The sequence below is a fragment of the Georgenia sp. G2120 genome (genome assembly GCF_055326485.1).
This window is the reverse complement of the sequence record NZ_JBUZNL010000006.1, coordinates 1-22,391: the sequence shown is the minus strand read 5'-3', so window position 1 is coordinate 22,391 and position 22,391 is coordinate 1. Positions and strand designations below refer to the sequence as shown.

At 69.8% G+C, this 22,391-nt stretch carries 15 protein-coding genes; 2 read left to right on the top strand and 13 right to left on the bottom strand.

What is annotated here, in order from left to right:
- Positions 1-494: 494 nt before the first annotated feature.
- The 4 genes from clpX to ACZLMO_RS08345 form a co-directional block, all read right to left on the bottom strand.
- The gene (gene clpX, locus ACZLMO_RS08360; protein ID WP_463653468.1) at positions 495-1,760 is read right to left on the bottom strand and encodes an ATP-dependent Clp protease ATP-binding subunit ClpX; all 1,266 of its coding nucleotides are present in this window, start codon (positions 1,758-1,760) and stop codon (positions 495-497) included.
- A gap of 327 nt (positions 1,761-2,087) precedes the next feature.
- Positions 2,088-2,741 carry an ATP-dependent Clp protease proteolytic subunit gene (locus ACZLMO_RS08355; protein ID WP_463653552.1) on the bottom strand — a complete coding sequence of 218 codons (654 nt, stop codon included), beginning with the start codon at positions 2,739-2,741 and terminating at the stop codon, positions 2,088-2,090.
- 83 nt (positions 2,742-2,824) lie between these two features.
- A complete protein-coding gene (locus ACZLMO_RS08350; RefSeq protein WP_463653467.1) occupies positions 2,825-3,460 on the bottom strand; it encodes an ATP-dependent Clp protease proteolytic subunit in 636 nt (211 codons plus the stop codon).
- A 213-nt stretch (positions 3,461-3,673) separates the two neighbouring features.
- A complete protein-coding gene (locus ACZLMO_RS08345; protein ID WP_463653466.1) occupies positions 3,674-5,287 on the bottom strand; it encodes a glycosyltransferase family 2 protein in 1,614 nt (537 codons plus the stop codon).
- Between the two features lie 284 nt (positions 5,288-5,571).
- On the opposite strand from ACZLMO_RS08345, the gene ACZLMO_RS08340 reads away from it, so the two are divergent.
- Complete coding sequence (locus ACZLMO_RS08340; RefSeq protein ID WP_425714892.1) at positions 5,572-6,324, top strand: hypothetical protein; 753 nt, start codon at positions 5,572-5,574, stop codon at positions 6,322-6,324.
- A gap of 14 nt (positions 6,325-6,338) precedes the next feature.
- On the opposite strand, the gene ACZLMO_RS08335 is transcribed toward ACZLMO_RS08340, so the two are convergent.
- Together ACZLMO_RS08335 and tig are read right to left on the bottom strand one after the other, a co-directional pair.
- Positions 6,339-9,149, bottom strand: coding sequence for a helix-turn-helix transcriptional regulator (locus ACZLMO_RS08335; protein WP_463653465.1), 2,811 nt, complete (start codon positions 9,147-9,149; stop codon positions 6,339-6,341).
- Between the two features lie 286 nt (positions 9,150-9,435).
- Entirely contained in the window at positions 9,436-11,019 is a 1,584-nt protein-coding gene (gene tig, locus ACZLMO_RS08330; RefSeq protein ID WP_463653464.1) for a trigger factor, read from the bottom strand.
- A 446-nt stretch (positions 11,020-11,465) separates the two neighbouring features.
- Here tig and ACZLMO_RS08325 point away from each other — a divergent pair, with 446 nt between their 5' ends.
- The gene (locus ACZLMO_RS08325; RefSeq protein WP_463653463.1) at positions 11,466-12,011 is read left to right on the top strand and encodes a hypothetical protein; all 546 of its coding nucleotides are present in this window, start codon (positions 11,466-11,468) and stop codon (positions 12,009-12,011) included.
- Positions 12,012-12,050: 39 nt separating this feature from the next.
- On the opposite strand, the gene ACZLMO_RS08320 is transcribed toward ACZLMO_RS08325, so the two are convergent.
- From ACZLMO_RS08320 to ACZLMO_RS08290, 7 genes are all read right to left on the bottom strand, one after another.
- The gene (locus ACZLMO_RS08320; protein ID WP_463653462.1) at positions 12,051-15,455 is read right to left on the bottom strand and encodes a DEAD/DEAH box helicase family protein; all 3,405 of its coding nucleotides are present in this window, start codon (positions 15,453-15,455) and stop codon (positions 12,051-12,053) included.
- A 141-nt stretch (positions 15,456-15,596) separates the two neighbouring features.
- Positions 15,597-16,541: a restriction endonuclease gene (locus ACZLMO_RS08315; RefSeq protein WP_463653461.1), complete on the bottom strand. Its 945-nt coding sequence runs from the start codon at positions 16,539-16,541 to the stop codon at positions 15,597-15,599.
- Entirely contained in the window at positions 16,538-17,710 is a 1,173-nt protein-coding gene (locus ACZLMO_RS08310; protein ID WP_463653460.1) for a restriction endonuclease subunit S domain-containing protein, read from the bottom strand. The genes ACZLMO_RS08315 and ACZLMO_RS08310 overlap by 4 nt, the downstream gene beginning before the upstream one ends.
- Complete coding sequence (locus ACZLMO_RS08305; protein WP_463653459.1) at positions 17,707-19,176, bottom strand: type I restriction-modification system subunit M; 1,470 nt, start codon at positions 19,174-19,176, stop codon at positions 17,707-17,709. The genes ACZLMO_RS08310 and ACZLMO_RS08305 overlap by 4 nt, the downstream gene beginning before the upstream one ends.
- A gap of 88 nt (positions 19,177-19,264) precedes the next feature.
- Positions 19,265-20,509, bottom strand: coding sequence for a type II toxin-antitoxin system HipA family toxin (locus tag ACZLMO_RS08300; protein ID WP_463653458.1), 1,245 nt, complete (start codon positions 20,507-20,509; stop codon positions 19,265-19,267).
- On the bottom strand, positions 20,502-20,741 hold the full coding sequence (locus ACZLMO_RS08295) for a helix-turn-helix domain-containing protein (protein ID WP_425714897.1): 240 nt from the start codon (positions 20,739-20,741) through the stop codon (positions 20,502-20,504). The genes ACZLMO_RS08300 and ACZLMO_RS08295 overlap by 8 nt, the downstream gene beginning before the upstream one ends.
- Before the next feature lie 210 nt (positions 20,742-20,951).
- Positions 20,952-22,259, bottom strand: coding sequence for an ISL3 family transposase (locus ACZLMO_RS08290; RefSeq protein ID WP_425713489.1), 1,308 nt, complete (start codon positions 22,257-22,259; stop codon positions 20,952-20,954).
- Positions 22,260-22,391: the final 132 nt, after the last annotated feature.

Sequence of the window (22,391 nt, the reverse complement as noted above, 5' to 3'; positions counted from 1 at the left end):
TATTGCCCCGAAACGTACCAATAGCCTCCGGAACCAATGCCCTGGCGCGCCGAACTCCACCACTCGCTTGCAGGACGTCCGGAGCGGACAAAGTACGTTGTTGCGTTGCCCGGCGGGCGTACGTTTGCGTTGCCCCGCACCTCGTACCGCACGTACGCGTCCGGACGAGCCCCCGGGTTGCAGTGTGTAGTCCCGTCCTTTGCCACCGCAGCACTAGCAGGTGTCGCGACCGCGAATACTCCTCCCGCGCCAACTGCGGCGGCGATTGCGGCTCGAATGATGCTTCTTCGCCACTTGACCCTACCGTCGCTATGCGTTGAACAGTTCCTGTCGCCGTTGACATGCATCTGACAGTTCCCCCTTACTAGGCATCGTCGCTGTTGCCTACGACGGCAGCATAACAGCGACCAAGCCGGTCGGTCAACGGTGATATGGAACTGTGGGTCCGCCTCGTTGAATGTCCTGGTCCCGTCAACGAGGGCGGGCAGGAACTCTCAGGCGGAGCGCTGCTGGCGACGCCGCTTCGAGCGCAGCACGAGGGTCGGCGCCTGGCCGCTGCGGACGGACTCGCCGGTGAGGACGACCTTCTCGACGTCCTCCCGTGAGGGGACGTCGAACATCGTCTCGCGCAACGCGCTCTCCATGATCGCCCGCAGGCCGCGCGCGCCTGTCCCCCGCTCGAGCGCGAGCTCGGCGACGGCCTCGACCGCCTCGTCGGTGAGCTCGAGCTGGACGCCGTCGAGGTCGAAGATGCGCTGGTACTGCTTGACGAGGGCGTTCTTCGGCTCGGTCAGGATCGTCACGAGGTCGGACTGCGTGAGCGCGTTGACGGTCGCGGTGACGGGGAGGCGCCCGACGAGCTCGGGGATGAGCCCGAACTTGTGCAGGTCCTCGGGCGAGACCTTGCTCAGCAGGTCCGCCTCGGACTCGGTCCCCTTGAGCGCGGCTCCGAACCCGATGCCGTGCCGTCCCACGCGCGAGCTGACGATGTCCTCGAGCCCCGCGAACGCACCGGCGACGATGAACAGCACGTTGGTCGTGTCGATCTGGAGGAACTCCTGGTGCGGGTGCTTCCGCCCGCCCTGCGGCGGCACTGCCGCAGACGTCCCCTCGATGATCTTCAGCAGCGCCTGCTGGACGCCCTCGCCGGAGACGTCGCGCGTGATCGACGGGTTCTCGGCCTTGCGGGCCACCTTGTCGATCTCGTCGATGTAGATGATGCCGCCCTCGGCCTTCTTCACGTCGAAGTCGGCGGCCTGGATGAGCTTGAGGAGGATGTTCTCCACGTCCTCGCCCACGTAGCCGGCCTCGGTCAGCGCGGTGGCGTCGGCGATCGCGAACGGGACGTCGAGCATCTTCGCGAGCGACTGGGCGAGGTAGGTCTTGCCGGTCCCGGTGGGGCCGATCATGAGGATGTTGGACTTCTGGATCTCGACCGCGTCCGGCGCCGGCTTCTCGTCGAGCGAGCGGATCCGCTTGTAGTGGTTGTAGACCGCGACCGCCAGCCCGCGCTTCGCGTCCTCCTGACCCACCACGTACTCGCCGAGGAAGTCGAAGATCTCGCGCGGCTTGGGGAGGTTCTCGAGCGTCGACTCGCCGAGCTCGGCCAGCTCCTCGTCGATGATCTCGTTGCACAGCTCGACGCACTCGTCGCAGATGTAGACGCCCGGGCCACCGATGAGCTTCTTGACCTGCTTCTGGCTCTTCCCGCAGAACGAACAGGTGAGGAGGTCCGCCGTGGCAGGTCCAGTTCGCACCATCGGGTCCTCCTGTCTCGTTCGCGGTCCGGGGCCGCTCGCCGCTGGGTACGGCTCTCGGCTCAACCTTCGCACACGCTTGCCCAGGTAGGCATCTGCGATTGCCCGGCGCGCCTCGTCGCGCACGCCACCGCGGCCTGCGATCCCGGGTGCCCGACGCCGGAGGGAAGCCTCCGTACGAACGCTCGCGACGGCGTCGGGCGGGCTTCCGTGCGCACGTGCCCGACGCCGAAGGGCAGCCTCCGTACGCACCCTCGCGACGGCGTCGGGCAGGGCTCCGTACGCACGACGGCGCCCCCGGACCGACGGGTCCGGGGGCGCCGCGCGGGACTACTTCTGGATGGTCACCGGCTCGGTGTTCTTGCGGGACTCGAGCACCTGGTCGACGATCCCGTACTCCAGCGCCTGCTGGGCGGTGAGGATCTTGTCGCGCTCGATGTCGCGCGAGATGGTCTCGATGTCCTGCGAGGTGTGGTGCGCGAGCGTCTGCTCGAGCCACTGACGCATGCGCTGGACCTCGTTGGCGTGGATCTCGATGTCCGAGGCCTGCGCGTAGCCGCCGCCCTCGAGCGCGGGCTGGTGGATCATCACGCGCGCGTTCGGCAGTGCGAGACGACGCCCGGGCGAGCCCGCGGCGAGCAGCACGGCGGCGGCCGAGGCGGCCTGACCGAGGCAGACCGTCTGGATCTCCGGCTTGATGTACTGCATCGTGTCGTAGATCGCCGTCAGCGCCGTGAACGAGCCGCCGGGGCTGTTGATGTACATGGTGATGACGCCGTCCGGGTCCTGCGACTCGAGGACGAGGAGCTGGGCCATGACGTCGTCCGCGGAGGCGTCGTCCACCTGCACGCCGAGGAAGATGATCCGGTCCTCGAAGAGCTTGGCGTACGGGTCCTGCCGCTTGTAGCCGTAGGCGGTGCGCTCCTCGAACGACGGGAGGATGTAGCGCGAGGACGGTCCCTGGGGTGCGGTCCCGCCGGGCATCTGCGTGGTGGAGCCGTTCGGGGCGAAGCCGGCGCGGCCCATGATGGGGAGGTTCATTCGGACTCCTTTGGTGGTCGCGGGGCTCAGGACTTGTCGGACGAGTCGTCGTCGGACGCGGTGCCGCCGGACCCGGTGACGGACGCGGCGCTGTCGACCACGTGGTCGATGAAGCCGTACTCGAGCGCCTCGGCGGCGGTGAACCAGCGGTCGCGGTCAGCGTCGGAGTTGATGCGCTCCAGCGGCTGGCCGGTCTGCTCGGCCGTGAGCTCGGCGAGGACCTTCTTCATGTGGAGGATGAGCTCCGCATTGATCTTGATCTCGGTGGCCGTGCCGCCGATACCGCCCGAGGGCTGGTGCATCATCACGCGGGCGTGCGGGGTGGCGTAGCGCTTGCCCTTGGTGCCCGAGGTGAGCAGGAACTGGCCCATCGAGGCCGCGAGGCCCATGCCGACCGTGGCGACGTCCGGCTTGACGTACTGCATCGTGTCGTAGATGGCCATGCCCGCGGTGATCGAGCCGCCGGGGCTGTTGATGTAGAGGAAGATGTCCTCGTCGGGGTCCTCGGCGGCGAGGAGGAGCATCTGCGCGCAGATGGCGTTCGCGTTCTCGTCGCGCACCTCCGAGCCGAGCCAGATGATGCGCTCCTTGAGCAGCCGGTTGTAGATGCTGTCGTTCAGGCCGAGGCCGCTGGCCTCGGTGCGCGCGATCGGTTCGCTCACGTGCAGCTCCTTGATCGAAGGTGGGGGCGGCGGTGCGGATGCGCCGACCGCGGGTCGTCACTGGACCCTAACCGCGCGGGGGCGGCGATCCTGCCCCTGTCCGAGGCCTTTTCGCTGTCGGCGCACGGGCGGGGCACGGGCGGACCCGCCGCGTCCCAGGGAGGACGCGACGAGAGCGCCGACCGCCGCGGCGGGTGGGATCAGCGGTGCGGCTCAGACCCGGAAACCACGGTGCCGGCGCAGGAGCCGGACGAGCATCTCCACCGACTGCAGCGCGGCGACCACGGCCAGTGCCGGCCAGGAGATCCACAGCACGACCTCCTGGGCGAGCAGCGGGAGCTGCATCCATCCGACGACGAGGAGCGCGAGCAGCACGACGCCGTAGACGACGGGGCGCAGGTAGTCGTTGTTGGCCCTGCCCGACTCGGCTGCGGCTTGCGCACCCCAGTTGTCGACCTCCTGCCTGGAGAGGAACTTCGTCCACGCACGGACGAAGTGGCCGATCCGGATCCACATGTAGATCTCGCCCGGCACGAACAGCAGGGCGAACAGCAGGTCCTTCACCGTCCGGTCCTTCATGGTCAGGGCGATGCGCACGTTGAGCAGGATCGAGACCGCGGGCGGCAGGAGCCACCACCAGTAGAAGGTGAACGCGCCGATGCTCAGCGAGGCGGCGAGCAGCAGGACGAACCCGACGCGCACCAGCAGGTTGAACAGCATCTGCCAGTTCTCGAGCCACCGCAGGCGCAGGTTGGGATGGAACGGGTGCCCCGTGGTGTTTCCGCGCTGGCCCGGCCACATGAGGTCGATCGCGCCGTAGTTCCACTTGACCTGCTGCGCGTCCAGGGACTTGAGGCTGAGCATGGGACCGACGTCGGCACGTGCGGACGCGCTGATCTTCGTCGAGAATCCCGTGCTCTTGAGCTGGAGCGAGAGCAGGGAGTCCTCGACCTCGGAGTCGGAGACCCAGGGCCCGCCCTGCCGGTACGTGTCACGGACGGTCGTCAGCGCCTCGACGGAGAAGATCGAGCACTGACCACCGATGACGGCCATGTTCCGGCCGCGCAGGAGGTTGAGGAGGTTGAAGCCGGCGAACTGCTGCCGCTGCCCCGCGATGAGGAACTTCTCGTCGAGCCCCGCACCCTCGTCGAAGTCGATCGAGTAGACCGCGCTGATGCCGCCGATCCGCCGGTCGGACCGGATCTCGGCGAGCAGGCGCTCGAGCGTGCGACGGTGCAGGATCGTGTCGCCGTCGACACCGAGGAAGTAGTCGCAGTCCTGGACGAACCGGAAGCCGGTGTTGAGCGCGCCCACCTTCCGGTCCGCGAGCCGGCCGACGTCGTGGACGTGCACGTCGCAGGTCATCGTCTCGCCGCGGTAGCGCCGCTCGTGCCGTCCCGCGAACTCGCGGGCGACCCAGAACGTGTCGTCGGTCGTGTTGTTGATGATCACGTGCACGACGTCCGGCAGCCGGGTCTGCGCCAGCAGCGCCTCGAGCACGCGTGCGATCGACCCTTCCTCGTTGTACGCGGGGATCACGCAGCCCACGACAGGACGCCGCTCGGCGCCGGGGTCCGGCGCGGTGCCGTACAGCTCGAGCGCTGCACCGGCGTACTGCTGCCCCGGTCGAGAGCGCAGGATCTCCTCGACGTCGGCACGGGGGCCGGCATCGGCGTCGAGGTCGACGTCGACGACGGGGGTGATTGAGGCGTAGGAGGTCGTTGGGGCATACGTGGTCGTGCCGAGGCGGGCGGCGGGGGCGGTCGCGGCGTCTCGGGCGGCTCGCGCGGCGGGGGGAGCCGGGGCGAGCAGCGGTTCTGCGGTCATGGCGGGGGCCTTCCAGCGTGGGGGACGGCCTCGATCCTGCGCCCCGACGCGTGTGGTGACCAGGTGCGCGACCACCAGTTCCTTCCGCCGGACCACGTGAATCCCTCGTCGACGACCACCGGTGCCGTACGGGTCTGCCCCAGGTGCGGTACGGGGTCGGGGCTCGCCGCCACCGGGATCCGGAGACTGGTGGCCCGAGGTCTAGGCCGGGACGCCCGGACACCGCAGAGTGGCTCCGACCGGGCGCCGCAGGCCGCGCCCGCACGGAGAAGGATGTGGACGACATGACGCGACGGCGACGGCGGGCCCCCGCCCTGGCACTGATCGCCCTCGGCGCGGCGGTTGCTCTCGGCGGGTGCGGCACGCCTCCCTGGGAGGCGAGTGCGGCGGCCGAGGAGGGCACCACCACGGGCGAGTCGGCCTCGGAGGCAGGCACCGTCGTGGACGAGGCGGACGACGGCGACCTGCCGGTCGTCGGCCCGTCGAGCACGGCCGGGTCCGACGACGGCGCCGCGAGCGAGGGCTCGGACTCGGACTCGGACTCGGACTCGGAGGAGGCGAGCTCCCCGGCGCCCGTCGCGGGGCCGGGCGTGCCCACCGTCGTGGACGACCTCGCGACCGGCTCGGCGGAACGGCAGCTCGTCGCCGGTGCGGCCGTGCTGGAGGTGGACTACTGGTCCACGCTCCCGCGCGACGAGTGGTCGCCGTCGGGCACCAAGCCGCTCACGCTCGTCGTCGGGGCCGACGCGCCCGGCGCGACCCTGCTCGCCTCCCTGACGGTCGAGGTCGACCGGCTCACCGTCGACGGGTGGCAGTCGGTCCCCGACGACGCCGTCACCCAGCCCTTCGTCACGGCGTCCGGGGCCGACGTGCTGCTGCCTTCCACGGCCGGTGCCTCGGTGCTGGTCGGGGACGTCGAGGACGACACCCGCGCCCTGAGGTACACGTTCGTGTACACGGTGACGAGCACCGACCACCCGCTTCCCGTCCAGGCCGTCGCGACGGACACGCTCGTCGTCACCCTGCCGGACAGGTAAGCCGGCGGGAAGGCTCAGCCGTCGGCGGCCAGGACGGTGCGACGCAGCTCCTGCCGGGACTCCAGCCCGAGCTTCGCGAGGATGTTGCCCACGTGGTACTCGGCCGTGCGGACGGTGACGAAGAGTGTCGTCGCGATCTGCCTGTTGCTCAGGCCGTCCGACACGAGTCCGGCCACCTCGCGCTCGCGCACGGTCAGGGTCGACCAGGCATCGGCCACCCCCCGGACGGAGGGCGACTCCGTCAGCCGCTCGCGCACCCGCTCGAGGCGCGCCTGCCACTCCCCCGCACCCGCGGTCGCCAGGAGCACGCACGTCGCGCCGAGCAGCTGCCGCAGCTCGTCCGGTGGGCAGAGGTCGCCGGCATCGCCTGCCCCGGATCCGGCCGGGTCGCCGTCGGCAACGCTCGCGAGGACCGCGAGCCCCCAGTCCTCGGCGAGCACGGCACCGAGAAGGTGGGGGCCGCTCGGTCCCTGGTCGTCGAGGTGCGCGGCGAGTCGCCGGGCGACCTCGGCGAAGTCCGCGCGGGCGACGACGGGCTGCTCCGCCTCGGCCGCCGCGATGAGCGCATCGGCGTGGGTGAGCGCATAGTCCTTGCCCAGCGCCGTGTAGGACGCGGCGGCCAGGTCGGTCCGGGCAGCCCGTGCGGCCTCGAGGTCTCCGGCCGCGACGTGGGCACGCACCCGCAGGACGCCCGTGAGGTAGGCGCCCGCACGATCAAAGGTTCCGGCCGCCCACAGTCGGTCGAGCACACGGCCGGTCGCGCTCGGGTCGCCGTCGTGGGCCACGCCCTTCCACGCGCTGACGACGTCGCGCAGCGCCTCGCCCAGCGGACCGGCCACCGCCTGATGGCTCAGCTCGACCTCCGGGACCGTCGGCGTCGTCCCCTGCACCACCGGGACGAGGCGCGCCAGGTCGGAGGCTCGCTGCCAGTGGTCGAGCATGAGGCGGTCGAGCGCGAGCCCCGACGCCTGCTCGGCCACCCGCTGGGCGGCGGCCCAGTCGCCGGCGAGGAACCAGGTGTAGGCGGCACCGAGGCCGGCCTCCAGCCTCAACGTGGGGTTCATGGTCGCAGGGACGGCGGTCAGCCGGTCGACGCTCCCGGCCGTGTCCCCGGCCGCGTTGCGCACGAGGTCGATGATGATGCCGGCCTCCGGCACCCCGTCGGCGAGCCCGTCTGCCGCCGCCGTGGCGCGCAGAGCCTCCATGCGCGGGATCCGGTCGATCAACGGCACCTCTCCGTCGAACAGGTGCTCGAGCGTCAGATCGAGGAGCAGGGCGTCACCGAGGAACCGCTCGCCGAACCGAAGCTGGCCATCGGCGACCAGCTTGCGCCCGCGCACCCGGAGCTCACGCAGAACAGGTCGGGTCGCGACGGCGAGCTCGGCGAGCGAGACGGCGCCACGTCGGGCAGCGACGTGGAGCACCCAGTAGCCCAGGAGGAACAGCTGCCGGTCGGAGGTGCGGGAGGAGATCTCCACACTCTCCAGGAGCTGCGCGGTGCCGCTGATGTCGAGGTCCACGGCGCCGAGGAAGCTCATGCCGACAAGGCGCTCGGCCGACCACGGAAGGTTCTCGATCGCGTCCTCGTGATCGGCCAGCCGGGACGGCTGGTTGGACCAGATCGCAGCGAAGACGAGGTCCGGGACCCGTTCGGGATCGAGGGAGGCGGCGAGGACGGCCCGCTCGTACATGGTCTCGCGGTCACCGCGGCGGAAGGCGTCCTCCAGGTCTGCGCCGAGCTCCGCGACCAGCTCGGGGACGTCGGAGCGGTCCGCGCCCGCCACCCGGTGCTCGAGCCCACGCGGCCCACGGAGGAGGCTGCCGAGCACGCGGTGCGTGGCCGCGATGTCGTCGGGCGAGAAGTGGTCGACGATCACCGACTCGGTCATCCGGTACCGCAGCCGCAGCTGATCGACGCCGACGACCTCGACGAGCCCCGTCGCCACGAGCTCCGCGGTCGAGACGGACGACGCGCCACGCTCCCGGGTCACGTGCGCGACCTGGCGGATCGTCAGCTGCCGGCCCAGCCCGAGCGCGAGCAGGCCGGTGCGCAGGGCCGGCGTGGTGTCGGTCAGGACCCGCGTGGCGTGCCGTCGCAGCAGGCCGCTGCCTGCGGCCTGCTCACCGAGGGACCGCAGGACCGTGCGGATTCCGGCGATGGACTCGGCGCGCCTCAGCTGATCGACGAGCGACATCACCAGGGCCGGGTACCCACCGGTCACCGCCACGATCCGGTCGAGAGTCCACCCGGTGACCGCGGTTCCGAGGCCCGAGTTCACGAGCTCGGCGACGGCGGCCCGGCCGAGCGGCTCGACGGCCACGACCCTGCCGCGCTCCGGCAGCCTGAGCAGGAGGCGCAGTCCGTCGAAGAGGACACCGTCGTCCTCGTCGTCGAGACTCGTGATCAGGAGCAGGACGGGCAGGTCGAGCAGCCGTCGGACGAGCTGCCAGAGGATCGCTCGCGACTCGTCGTCGAGCCACTGCGCGTCCTCGATCCGGATGCAGACCGGTCCGCGGGACGCGAGCGCGCGCAGGATGCTCTCGACCGGGTCGGACGCGCCCCGTCCCTCGGCCTGCGGGGCGCTACCGAGGTCGATGTCGATCAGGGCTGCCATCGCCTCGACGGCGTAGCGCCGGTTGTGCCGGTCCTCGGGGAACAGGTCGACCCGGAGCACCGGACGGCCGGCCAGCTCCGCGGTGCGCTCGGCGAGCGCAGACTTTCCCACTCCTTCGGGGCCGAGGAACCAGACCACCCGGGAGGACGCCAGTGCGTCCTGGGCGAGGTGGTGCAGGGCATCGAGCTCGGACGCGCGTCCGACGAGCATGTGGTCCTCCGAGTGCTCCGGACGTGGTGCCGGTGCTCTGGGGGAGAGCCTTGGCGGTGGCGGCCGTGTCCTGGTCGGACATTAGAACCGAACGCTGACATGGAGCGGTGCGGAATGGGCAATCTCACACCCGCGGGTTCGCATCCGTGCGCAGCGCTGCACATGGACGGTCCACGACACGCCTCGCCGATCGACGAGATGCCGAGGGGCGGCCGGCCGCGATGGCCGGCCGCCCCTCGGCGGTCGATGTCGACCTCGGCACCTGCGTTGCGCAGGGGCCCCGACGCTACTCGGAGGCGGACTCCTCGTCGGCGGCCGCCTTGGTGGCGGTCGGCTTCTTGGCCGCCGGCTTCTTCGCGGCAGGCTTCTTCGCGGCGGGCTTCTTGGCCGCCGGCTTCTCGTCCGCGGGCTCGTCGTCGGAGCTCTCGTCGTCGTCGGACTCCTCGGCCTCGTCCGCGCTGTCGGCGGAGTCGGGGCTGTCCGGGGAGTCCGCCGAGTCGGCGCTGTCGGCCGAGTCCGCCGAGTCGCCGGAGTCCGCGCTGTCGGCCGACTCCTCGGACTCCTTGCCCTCGGCCTCGGCCTTGTCGGTCTCCTCGGAGCCGAGGTACTCGCTGAGGTCGAGCTCGGTGCCGGAGCCGTCGACGACGGTGACGTCGCGGAGCACGACCGCGAGGGCCTTGTTGCGCGCGACCTCGCCCATGAAGGCGGGCAGCTGGCCGGTCTGGCCGGCGGCCTGGATGAAGTTGTTCGGGTCCATGCCGTACTGCTGGGCCTGCTGGACGAGGAACTCGAGCAGCTCGTTCTGCGAGACCTGGACGTCGACCTGGTCGGAGATCGTGTCGAGGATGATCTGGTCGCGGAGCAGCTCCTCGGTCTCGCCGCGGATCTCCTCGCCGTGCGGGTCGCCCTCGGGCTTGCCCTCGGCCTCGAGGTGGCGCGCGATCTCGGCGTCGACCACGCCGGACGGGATCGGGACCTCGAGGTTCTCGCGCAGGTGGGCGAGCAGGAGGTCGCGGGCCTCGACGGCCTGGTTGCCCGCGCGGTCCGAGGCCACCTGGGTGCGCAGGTCGGCGCGCAGCTCCTCGAGCGTGTCGAACTCGGAGGCGAGCTGGGCGAAGTCGTCGTCGGCCTCGGGGAGCTCGCGCACCTTGACGGCGGTCGGCGTCACGGAGACGTCGGCCTCCTTGCCGGCGTGGTCGCCGCCGGCGAGCGTCGTGGTGAACGTGCCCTCCTTGCCGGCGGTGAGGCCGACGAGGGCCTCGTCCTGGCCGGGGAGCATCGAGCCGGAACCGACCTCGTAGGAGATGCCGGAGGCGGTGTCGACCTCCTCGCCGTCGACCATGGCGGACAGGTCGAGGGTGACGAAGTCACCGGTCTCGACGGCGCGGTCCACGCCGGTCAGCGTGCCGAAGCGCTCGCGCAGCGCGGTGAGGCGCTCCTCGACGTCCTCGTCCGAGACCTCGGAGTCGGCCACCGTCAGGGTGATCGTCGAGAAGTCGGGGAGTTCGAGCTCGGGGCGCACGTCCATCGTGGCGGTGAAGACGAGCTGGCCGCCGAGGGGGCCGGTGACGGCCGGGAGCTCGGTGACCTCGATCTCCGGGCGGCCGAGCGGGTTGATGCCGGCCTCGCCGACGGCCTCGCGGTACAGGGAGTCGATCTGGCTGTTGATCGCCTGGTCGAGGACCACGGCGCGGCCGACGCGCTGGTCGATGATCCGGGCCGGGACCTTGCCCTTGCGGAAGCCGGGGATGCTCACCTGCTGGGAGACCGTGGCGTAGGCGGAGTCGATCGCCGAGCTGAGGTCCTCGTACGGGACCGTCACGGTCAGCCTGGCCTTGGTGGCCTCGAGGTTCTCCACGTCCGTCTTCACTGCGGGGTACTCCAACTCGTCGGTAGATGACTTGAGCACGGGGCAGCGCGCACGGCGGCGCGGTGGGACCCGTGGGGTGGCGCCGCACGCCTCGTCGAGCAGGCGTGGGCACGCACGATCCTCACGATCCTACGGCACGACGCGCCTCGCGTAGAGGGTGCTCGGCCTCACGCGGGCGTCATCCGGGCCACACCTCTCCTCGCGTCGACATTGCGGTTGGTGCACGTCGAGACTGCGGTTCGTCGCGGCCGAGAGTGCGGCTCACACCGACGAGGGTGCGGTTCGTCGTCGAGGTTGCGGTTCGTGCGTGCCGCCCGGGCCGCCGTGCCCGGAGACGGACGACGCGACGAGCGCAACGGGAGGAGGACCCATCGGCGTCCCCGACTCGCGCCCCGGCCGCCCACTACTCTCACCTCGACACTCTCGGGCACGACGACGGAGACGCCATGACCGACGGACCCCGCTCCACCGATCTCCACCGCGACGTGCGGGTGCTCGAGGAACGCGTGCGCACGCTCGAGAACGCCCTGGTCCGCCTCGTCCTGGGCGCGGCGGGCGCCCTGCTCGTGGCGGGCCTGGTCCTGCCGTTCCTCGGGTACACGGTCGATGGCGAGCCGACGTCGTTCGCCCTGGGCTGGGCGGGGATCAAGGCGGTCGCCGACGGGGTCGTCGAGGACCAGGGTGGCCCCGGTGTGGTCGTGGCGGTCGTCGTCACCCTGCCGTTGCTCCTCTCGATCCTCGCGCTCGTCTCGCTGGGGTTCCACGCCGCGCAGCGGGACTCCGGCATGCGCCGCGGGATCGACGTGGCACTCGGGGGGCTCCTCGTGCTCTCCGCGATCGGCGTCTTCTTTCTCGCCACCCTCGGGTACGGGCAGGCCGAGGAGGGCGCCGAGATCGGCCCCGCGGTCTGGTTCTACATCCCCGGCGCGATCGCGGTGGCCTGGCTGCTCGGCGAGGAGTCGGCGCGCTCCTGGTGGAACGCGAGGCGCTGAGCCGGCCCGACGGTGCTCCGGCGCCCCGGCCCGGCGGCGTCAGGCCACGTCGACGGGCACAGCGCGGGCGCGGATCTCCTGCAGCGCCCCGGCGATGAGCTCGACCTCGCGCTCGGCGAACATGTAGTCGGGCCCGGTGGGCGCCTGGTCGGTGAACGGCGACTCGAACAGCCGGCCCGGTGACATCACCCCGTTGCGCGTCACCTCGTCGACGATGAGCTGGACGAACCGGATCTGGGAGACCGTGTAGGTCCCGGAGTCGAGGAACCGCGCGAACGCCTCGACCGCGGCGTCCCGCTCGAGCCCGACGAGCGAGCGGACGAACAGCCCCAGTCCCCCGCTCTGCTCCGCGGCCGCGGCGAGCTGGCCACCGTCGGCTCCCGCCTCGGCGAGGATGCGTTCGAGGGCGGAGAGGTCCGCGGCGGTGAGCTGCTTGTTCCGGCGAAGCTTCTGCACGGCGACCTGGTCGGCGTGCGCGCGCAGGTACGCCTGGGTCGCCGCGCGGAACCGCTCGGGGTCGAGGCCGGGGGTGACGGGGCCGAGCTCGATCTCGGTCGCCTCCCCGAGGGTGTCCTCGAAGTCCGAGTAGACCGGGCTGCGCCGCGTACGGCCGACGAACTGGACCAGACCGCGCACGGTCACGCGCAGCTCCTCCAGCAACGGGAGCGTGGCCCCCTCCCACCAGGCATCACCGGCGACGGCCTCGAGGAGGCGGGCCTGCTCGGCGACCGACGGGATCGAGGTCCGGGTGAGCAGGTCGGCGGCGATCTCCTGGACGGCCGCTCGAACCTTCTCTGCCGTGCCCGGGTCGCACTCGACCTGGGCGAGCTGTCGGCGCAGGACCAGCAGGTCGAACCGCCTCGCCTCGACCTCTCCCCCACCCCGCGCGGTGTCCGCGGACGGCAGTCCGGCGATGGAGAGGGCGTCCTCGACGTCGGCCGGGGTGAGGTGGTCCCACTGCTCGCGCCGGGCGAGGCGTTCGACGACCCGGCGGTGCGGGCGGACGAGCACGTTGTCCGGGGTCATCCCCGCCGTGAAGCGGTGCAGGGCGTCGGCGAGTCCGCGACGGAAGCCGGCCTCGGCGTCGGACGTCCCGGCGGAGCCGGTCAGGGCGGCCAGAAGCGCCACCCGCGACTCCACGAGGCGCTGGGTGAGCGACTTCGCGGTCGTTGACTCGACGCCGGGCAGGTCCTGTTCGAAGTACTCGAGGTTTCCGCAGAAGTCGAGCACGAGGAAGTCGGTCTTGTCCCGCCCCGGTCCGTACAGGTCGGGGCGCAACCGTGTGCCGCGGCCGATCATCTGCCAGAACTTCGTCCGCGAGTGGATCGTCTTGAACAGGACGAGGTTGACCACCTCGGGGACGTCGATGCCCGTGTCGAGCATGTCCACGCTGATGGCGATGTGCGGGGCCTTGTCCGGCTGGGAGAAGTCATCGACGAGGCTCTGTGCGTAGGCCGAGGACGAGGTGATCACGCGTGCGAGGTGGCCGGCGTGCTCGGGCCAGCCGGCGTCGAAGCGCCGGGCGATGAACTCCGCGTGGGCCTGGTTCTTCGCAAAGATGATCGTCTTGCCGATCCGCTCCCCGCCGGCCACCTTGTGGCCCTCGGACATGAGCGTGCCGAGAACCTTGTCCACGGTGTCGGCGTTGAAGAGGAACTTGTTGAGCGCCTCGGCGTCGATCTCGTCCGGCGTCTCGTCGCCCCACTCGAGGGCGTCCCACTCGTCGCGCTCCTCCTCGGTCAGGTCGTCGTAGCGGATGCCCTGGCGCAGAAACCGGGTGCTCACCGAGACGGCCCGCGGCGGCACGAGGAAGCCGTCCTTCACGGCGTCGGCGAGGTCGTAGGCGTCCGTCGGGACCCCGTCCTCAAGATGGAAGAGGCGGTACGTGTTGTGGTCGACCTCGTCCTTGGGCGTGGCGGTCAGCCCGACGAGGAGGGCGTCGAAGTGCTCGAAGATCGCGCCGTAGCGGGCGTAGACGGAGCGGTGGGCCTCGTCGACCACGACGAGGTCGAAGAAGCCGGGCCCCAACCGGAGCCGGCCGGAGTCGTCGCGCTCCTGCATGCGGTTGAGCATCGTGGGGTAGGTCGAGACGTAGATGCGGCCGCCTGCGAGCTCCGCGGTGTTCGCGCCGAGGACGTTGACTGTGGTGGCCGTGGGCAGGTGCGCCTTGAAGGCGTTGGTGGCCTGGTTGACCAGCGCGGTGCGGTCGGCGAGGAAGAGGATGCGCTTGACCCAGCCGGCGCGCATGAGCTGGTCGACCAGGGCGATGACCGTGCGGGTCTTGCCCGAGCCGGTGGCCATGACGAGCAGTGCCGCGCGGCGCCGGGCCTCGAAGGCGTCCCCGACCGCCCGGATGGCCCGAGTCTGGTAGTGCCGGTCGACGATCTCGGTGGAGATCGAAACCGACGACGTCGACACACGAGTGCGGCGGCGCTGGATCATCAGCTCGAGCTCGTCACGCGTGGCGAATCCGCTCACCTTGCGGGGCGGATAGCCGGCGGCGTCGTCCCACAGCCAGACCTCGAACCCGTTCGAGTAGTAGATGACCGGGCGGCGCCCGTGCCGGTCCTCGAATGAGTCGGCGTAGAGCTTCGCCTGCTGCTGCCCGGCTGCGGGGCTGGCAGACGTCCGCTTGGCCTCGACCACCGCGAGCGGCAACCCGTCGTTGCCCCACAGGACGTAGTCCGCGCGACCGGTGCCGGAGGCGGTCGGCATGCCCTCGACAACGACCTCGCGTACGCCCGGCACTGACGGGTCCCAGCCGGCGGCCCGGAGGTCGTTGTCGATGAGGTCGGTGCGGGTCTGTGCCTCGCCGTAGTCGCGGTCGTCCTGCACGCCGTCCGCGGCCGCCTTCTCCTGGGCGGCGGCGATCTCCTCGCGCAGGCGGGCGATCTCGGCCTCATGGGCCGCGAGCGCCTCGTCGCGGGCGGCGACCTCGCGGGCGTGCGCCTCGTCCTGCTCGGTGAACTTCTCAGCCAGGCGCACGAGCTCGGCGCGGGACAGCGGGGCGGCCTTCGCGGCGTGCTCGGGGTCGAACCGGGCCTGCGTGGGGGCCAGCTCCGGGCGTGGCGAGTGGTGAAACGCGGCCCACACCATGACGTGGAGGAGCTCGCGCAGCACCGCGAGGGCCACGTCGGGGCGAACCGGTCGGTTGTCGTGGACCGCGCGGTTGGCGTTCTTCCGGATGAGGTCGAGCTTGGCGACGATGCCGACGCCGGCTCCCGTCCGCGTCCGGAACGCCGACTCGTGGATTCGGGCGGCGAGGTCGTCCCGGTACGGCTCGGGGATGTCATGCAGATCGTACAGGTGGAGGACGAGCTGCTCGATCGCCCGGCGCGCGTAGAAGCAGGCCGACCGCGGGTCGGTGGTGAGGTAAGACTCGGCGCGGGCACAACTCTCGTGCAGGTGCGGCAGCGCCTCACGCACGAAGTCGAAGTTGCCCATGGCTCCTCATCATCGACACTGTCAGAGGCTTGTTCTCGTGAAACATACACATGGACAACCCACAAACTGCATGTTTGTGGACTGTGTATGTTTCCAGGTCACGAAGGTTGATCGTCCCCGCGGCTGACTTCGAAACATGCACTACTCGAAGAAGTCCTCGTCGACCTCGACCACGTCGTACGACTTCTTCACCTGCACTCCCACGCCGTAGGCGACCATGAGGCGTGCGAGGCGGGCTCCGTCGACAAGGACGACGCGCGTCGCGACGGACTCGGCATAGACCACCGCACCGTGCGTGAACCGCCCGGTTGTGATGAACACCCCCTGGCTGGCCTGCTTGCCGTGCAGCGCGCCGACGAAGCCCTGAACCTCTGGACGTTCGACCGACGAGGTCGTCTTGTACCGCTTGGCCTGGACGTACACGCGGCTGAGTCCGAGCGGGTCCTGGTCGATGATCCCGTCGATGCCGGCGTCGTTGGACAGCTGCGTCCGAGTCGCTGTTCCGTCCGCTCCCCCGTAACCCATGGCCATGAGCACCTCGAGGACGGCCTGCTCGAAGAACGCCGGGTCCTGCGCATGCAGGCGCTCCAGGAGGTCGAGCTCGACGTCGGCGTGGATGCGGCCGATCCCTTCCTCGACCTGCTCGAGCGGCGAGAGGACCGACTCGGCTTCCTTCGTCTGCGCCGTCGACGCTGATACCGACCCCTCCGACGACGACACCCCGTTCGCCTTGTTCGAGCGCACCTGCGGCGAGACGTACCCGGGCAGCTGACGAAGGTCCTTCTCGGTGATGCCGTTGGGGTGCACGGCGAGCAGCTGTCGTCCAGCGTCCGTGATCCGGTAGTGGGCGCGCTGGGGACGGACGGCGGCGTCCGCCCGGACGAGGTAGGACAGCGCCCACATCGCACGGTTGCGGTAGCGGGGCTCTCCCGAGGCGGTCAGTTGGAGGCGCTCCTCCGCCGTGACGCCGAGAAGGTCCGCGGCCGCCTCGACCGCCTGCCGGACGAGGTGCACCTCACCGTCGGACAGCACCCGCAGAGCGGGCGCCATGTACTCCTCCCAGGTCGGGACCGGCCCGGTGCTCATAGTTCTCCCGTGAACGCGCGGGACTGCAGGGATGCGAAGAGTTCGTCGTCGAGTGCGAGCGCACGCTCGACGCTGTCACGACGCGTGTTGATCGCCTCGATCTTGGTGGCGAACTCGCGCTGAACCTCCAGAAGGGGCAATTCGATCGGAAGCGAACGAAGGCGTCCCTGAGAGATGTTTGACATGCTTGCAGCTGCGCCACCCGCTAGTGCCCGAACCTCCTTGCGCTTCCCGGAACTCATCATCAACGCCTGGAAGTACGTCGCATCGATCTGAGCCGAATCTAGTTCAAGACGGAAGACCAAGTCGGGCAGCAAGAGTCGTTCACGGACATCGCCAACCAGGGCAACTGCGCCGACCAGTTCAGGAGTGTTCTTTCGAGTCATCAGGACGTCGCCTGGCTTCACCTCGTGCGCCTTGAACGACTCCACGTCCCCGAGAAACGCCTTGTTCTCTTCGGGATTGAACACGCCGTAGGTCACCGCACCGAGTTTCAGCACACCCCACTCGTCGGCAGATGCTGGCCGACTCTCGCACACCGGGCTCGACCCCGTTGAAATCCGATGGACAACTTCGTGCACCGGAACACGCCGAGCACCTGATGTTTGCAACGGACCAAACATCGCGTGGAAGACGGCCTGCGAGAGCCGACGGCACTGCCCGACAAGCGAGGCCCGTCTCGCACGGACCGCATCGGCAGCGTCGAGGATTGCGGCAATTCGACGCTGCTCGTCGATAGCTGGTAGAGGCACCGGCATCGCGTCGAAATCTGCTCTGGGTAACGCACGCCTCCGCTGCGTACTTCCACGCAACTTCTCTCGGTAGTATTCTAACGCCCGGTCGGATCGCAAGAAGCGCCCCAGGTAATCAACATCTATCAGTTCCGGCGAACGGAGATTCCACACCCCATAGGCAGGGCTCACTATCGCTGCGGCATGCTCCGTCTGGAAATCCAGAACTCCTTCATCGATGGGGAAAGAGACTACGAGCTGATTTCGCTCAACAATCTTGTAGGTCGAAGTATTTAGGCTGGCAATCCGTTTACGAAACCGCGCCGATTGCGCCACGAGCCCGTCGTGCCGCGTCATCGACAGGATCGGCAGGTCAGAGTCACCAGCACGCCTCAACTTCGCTGGCTCTACTAGATCACCAAGGCGGACAGTATTCACGCCAGAAGCTCCTTCAGCTCGGCGATGCCGACCTCGATCTCGGCGTCGAGCTTCTCGATGTCCGCGAGGATCTCGGCGGGGCTGCGATGCTCGACCTCCTCGTGGACCACCTCCTTGTACCGGTTGATCGACAAGTCGTAGCCCTGCTCGACGATCTCCTCCTTGGGGACCACGAACGATTGGTCGGTCCGCGCCCGGTCGCGCTCCGTCGTCGTGCGGTTGACCCACCGCGCGCGGACGTCGTCGAGGTCGCTGGCCTCGATCTCCTGGCGCTTGTCGTCGAGGGAAAACCCGTCGGCCTGGACGTCGTAGAACCACACGCCGTTGGTCCCGTCGGAGCCGGTCTTGGTGAACAGTAGGATCGCCGTCGAGACCCCGGCGTAGGGCCTGAAGACGCCGGACGGGAGCTTGACCACGCCGTCGAGCTTCTGGTCTTCCACGATCGTCCGGCGCAGCTCCTTGTGGGCCTTCGTCGAGCCGAACAGCACGCCGTCGGGCACGATGACCGCCGCACGCCCGCCCGGCTGCAGCAGCCGAAGGAACAGCGCGAGGAACAGCAGCTCGGTCTTCTTCGTCCGGGCCACCTGTTGGAGGTTCTTCGCCGTCGACTCGTGGTCGAGCGAGCCGGCGAACGGCGGGTTCGCGAGGATGAGCGTGTACTTGTCCTTCTCGTCGGACGCCTCCTCGGACAGGGAGTCACGGTAGGAGATGTCCGGCGACTCCACGCCGTGCAGGAGCATGTTCATCGCCCCGATGCGCAGCATCGTCGAGTCAAAGTCGTGCCCGTGGAACATCCGTCGGTGGAAGTGCCGGCGCTGGTCGGGATCGCTCAGCGAGGCCGGGTGGTGCTCGCGGACGTACTCGCTCGCGGACACGAGGAACCCGGCGGTGCCCGCGGCCGGGTCGCCGATGACGTCCTTCGGCCCGGGCGCCATGAGGTCGACCATCAGCTGGATGATGTGCCGCGGCGTGCGGAACTGGCCGTTCTTCCCCGCGGTGGAGAGCTGCGAGAGCAGGTACTCGTACAGGTCGCCGTTCGTGTCCCGGTCGTCCAGCGGGATCTCGTTGACGAGGTCGACGACCTTCGCGAGAAGCGCGGCGCTCGGGATCGTGAAGCGGGCGTCCCGCATGTGGGTGCCGTAGGTGGAGTCCTCGCCGCCGACCCGGGCGCCGAGCCGGCGCAGCCACGGGAACACCTCCTCGGAGACCACGCGGAACATGACCTCGGGAGCGTCGTTCCTGAAGCGCGACCAGCGCATGTGCTCCTGCTCGGGCTCGTACACGGCGTCGACGAGCTCACCCGTCAGCCGCTGCCGCCTCTCCGCGAGCACCTGGCGGTCGTCGAGGCGCCGCAGGAAGAGCAGGTAGGTGATCTGCTCGACCACCTCGAGGGGGTTGCTGATCCCGCCCGACCAGAACGCGTCCCAGACGCGATCGATCCTGCTCCTGAGGTCTCCTGTGATCACCGATCGACCATAACCGCTGGCGGGGACATCACCTGGGTGCCCACTCCGCCGTCATAGCGGCCGCGTGGCGTTCGCGACCTCTTGGTCATCACGTAGAGGCGCCAGGCATGCCCGCAGGCCGTCCAGCCAGCAGGTTCGTGACGAAGCCGGCAATGTCGTCGTGGAGACGCGGGTGCGCGCCATCGTGCGGCTCCTCGTTCGCCACCACCTCCAGAACGGCCTCGAGCGTCGTCGTCATCAGGCCTTCAGCGCCTCGCGCACCCCACGATCGGCCCTCGCCGAGCAGATGCTCGCCGGTGACGGCGGCGTGCCAGTACTCCCCCGCGACCGACAGCGCGAGCTCGCCGTCGGTGGGCTGGTGTGCCTGTGGAACGACGTCGTAGGCCGGCGCGAGACGCATCGACCCGTCTGGGGGATGCAGGAGCGAGACGTTCTTGGCGTGCATGTCGAGATTGCCGACGGCGACGCTGAGAACCAGGAGCCGGAACAGCTCGTCGACGGACTCGCGGCCCGCCGCAGCACCGAGGGCGGCGGCGATCCTCGCGAGACTCACCCTGCCGCCGTGCCGCTGGTACTTCTCGTCCCCTGACGCCCCGAGGACCTGGTTGAAGTCCTCCTGATGCAGGCGCCCCTCGGACAGGTCGGGAGACCGGTCGTAGCGCTCGATCACGAGCGCCGGCACACCGTCGAAGTCGTCGATCCAGGTCGCGTGCGACGCGAGCCCCAGTGCCCGCGCGATCCGAGAGCCGTACTCCTCGTCGTAGATCGTCGTCGGCGCATCGACGGGGACGGGCTTGAGGATGTGCGTGGACGGCCATCCGTCGAGCACCTGCGCCCACACGCCACCGACACGGGCGAGGACGATCTTGTCCTGCACACCGGCGAGGGACGTCTTCCCCCGGACGGGCGCGTTGCCCAGTGGTCGCCCCCCGACCTCACGCAGCATCTGGGCCACCTCAGCCGCATCTCGCGGTTCCACGGCGGGAGTGCGGGGCTCGCCGGGCTGCTCGGGGTCCCAGATCTGGAGCGCACCCGCGATGTCGCGACCGTGCGCGCGCAGGAGCCCGAGCACATCGGTCTCGGGCACGCGCGCCTGTTGCGCGAGCCCGGTGAGCATGCGCCCCTCCGGCAGCAGCTCGGCGAAGTAGTTCTGCCGCTGCGCCCGGCGCGCGCGAACGGGCACGGCGGACAGCGGGATCGCGACCGACAGCACCTGACTGTCGAGCCCGAACCTCGCCACGGCACCCGGGTCCGGCACGAGGTCGAAGGTCCGGCGATCGCCGGTCAGCCGTCCGATGCGGGTGCCGTACAGGTCGACGGCGAGGTCACCCATCGTCGTCGGGAGGTGTGATCGTGGCGCTCAGCTCCATCCCGGTCGCGCGCATGAAGGCGAAGAGACGGTCGACGAGGATCGACGGCTTGCCGGCCTCGAGCTCCCAGACGTACTTCTGGGTGGTGCCCAGCTGCTCGGCCAGCTCACGTTGTGTGAGCCCCGAGAGCAGCCGGGCCTGCTGAAGGATCCTGCCTAGGGACTCGGGACCCGTCACCGTTCCGGTGTATGCCATCCGAACCTCCGACGTCGATAATGACGTCAAAGTACGTGACTACCTTTTCGACGTCAAGCATCGTCACTGCGATATCGAAGTCAACCGACGGCCGCGGCTCCTGGGCGAGACTCGGTCCGGCAGCCCGGTGTCAGTCGACCTCGGAGAGGATCGCGCAAGAGAAGCTCGCCAGCCATTTACGCAACATAGGCGATAAACAAAACGGGCTCTTCACATTCGAGGGTGTAGTTGGGGTCGGAATCCGCCCGTCTCGAGTAGTGATCGGGCGATGTAGTTGGTCAGGTTGCGGAAGCCGAGGGCCGAGCCGCGCAGGTGCTCGAGCCTGCCGTTCATGGCCTCGGTGGGGCCGTTGGACGTGCCGGGCCGGTCGAAGTAGGCGAGCACGTCGGCGGCGCGGCGCTTCAGGGTCCTGCCCAGCTTGCGCAGCTCGGTCAGGGCGGCTGGCACGGTGGAGCTGACGGAGGCGATGAGCTGGGCCATGAGCTGGCGACCATGTGCGCGGTCGGGGACGCGGTAGGCGGCGATCATGCGCTGGTAGACGGCCCAGGCGGCCTCGACCGCTACGTGGGTGTCGCCGTCGAACAGGCCCTCCAGGCGCTGGGACTGCTTCTCGGTGAGCAGGTCGGCGCCGGTGTGCAGGGTCCGGCGGGCGGCGTAGAGCGGATCGCCCTTGCGGCCCCGGTGCCCGCAGGTGTCCTGCTGGACACGGCGCCGGCAGTCATCGAGCGCGTCGCCAGCGAGGCGGACCACGTGAAAAGGATCCATGATGGCGACCGCGTCGGGCAGCTCTTCGGCGGCGGCGGTCTTGAACCCGGTGAAGCCGTCCATCGCGACGATCTCGACCCCGTCGCGCCAGTCCTGCGGCCGGCCCGCGAGCCACTGCTTGAAGGCGTGTTTCGAGCGGCCCTCGACCATGTCCAGCAGCCGGGACGGGCCGGTCCCCTCGCGAACAGCGGTGAGGTCGATGATCACGGTCACGAACCTGTCGCCGCGGCGGGTGTGGCGCCAGACATGCTCGTCGACACCGATGGCGCTGACGCCGTCGAACCGGGTCGGATCATCGATGAGGACGCGGCGTCCTTCGGTCAGGACCGCGGCGTTGGCGGTGTTCCACGAGACCCCCAGCCCCTCGGCGACACGAGCGACACTCAAGTGCTGGCACACGATCCCTTCCAGCGCCCACCGCAACCCGCGGCGGGAGAGCCGAGCGCGCGGCTCGGCCGCGGCGGTCGTGTCCTGACGCCACACGTGCCCGCAGCCCGTGCACCGGTACCGACGCACCCTCACCTCCAGCGTCGTGGGACGCCACCCCAAAGGCTCGTGAGCGAGCTCGCGCGTGACGGTGTCCCGCGCGACGCCCTCGCACCCGCACCGCCGGCACCAGCTGTCCGGTTCGACGACCCTGCAGGCCAGGACCGCCCGACCAGGCTCGATGCGCTGGCCGACGACCTCCAAGCCGAGCTCGTCCAGACGAGCGAACGTGGTCAGATCAGGGCGGGCGAAGGTAGCGTCAGGCACGTCGAGGTCTTCCCGGTGGGTGGCGTGAGAACCCCCATCATCGGAAGACCTCGACCCCTATCTGGACGCTGACACGCCGGCACCTCGCTCACCACCGCGCCAGGCCGTCTACACCCTCAATCCGGAAGAGCC

Bases quoted from the DNA above. Each gene is read 5' to 3' on its own strand.
- ACZLMO_RS08345 (WP_463653466.1), bottom strand. From the start codon at position 5,287: ATGACCGCAGAACCGCTGCTCGCCCCGGCTCCCCCCGCCGCGCGAGCC.
- ACZLMO_RS08295 (WP_425714897.1), bottom strand. From the start codon at position 20,741: ATGGCATACACCGGAACGGTGACGGGTCCCGAGTCCCTAGGCAGGATC.
- ACZLMO_RS08335 (WP_463653465.1), bottom strand. From the start codon at position 9,149: ATGCTCGTCGGACGCGCGTCCGAGCTCGATGCCCTGCACCACCTCGCC.
- ACZLMO_RS08325 (WP_463653463.1), top strand. From the start codon at position 11,466: ATGACCGACGGACCCCGCTCCACCGATCTCCACCGCGACGTGCGGGTG.
- clpX (WP_463653468.1), bottom strand. From the start codon at position 1,760: ATGGTGCGAACTGGACCTGCCACGGCGGACCTCCTCACCTGTTCGTTC.
- ACZLMO_RS08300 (WP_463653458.1), bottom strand. From the start codon at position 20,509: ATGGGTGACCTCGCCGTCGACCTGTACGGCACCCGCATCGGACGGCTG.
- ACZLMO_RS08355 (WP_463653552.1), bottom strand. From the start codon at position 2,741: ATGCCCGGCGGGACCGCACCCCAGGGACCGTCCTCGCGCTACATCCTC.
- ACZLMO_RS08315 (WP_463653461.1), bottom strand. From the start codon at position 16,541: ATGAGCACCGGGCCGGTCCCGACCTGGGAGGAGTACATGGCGCCCGCT.
- ACZLMO_RS08320 (WP_463653462.1), bottom strand. From the start codon at position 15,455: ATGGGCAACTTCGACTTCGTGCGTGAGGCGCTGCCGCACCTGCACGAG.
- ACZLMO_RS08340 (WP_425714892.1), top strand. From the start codon at position 5,572: ATGACGCGACGGCGACGGCGGGCCCCCGCCCTGGCACTGATCGCCCTC.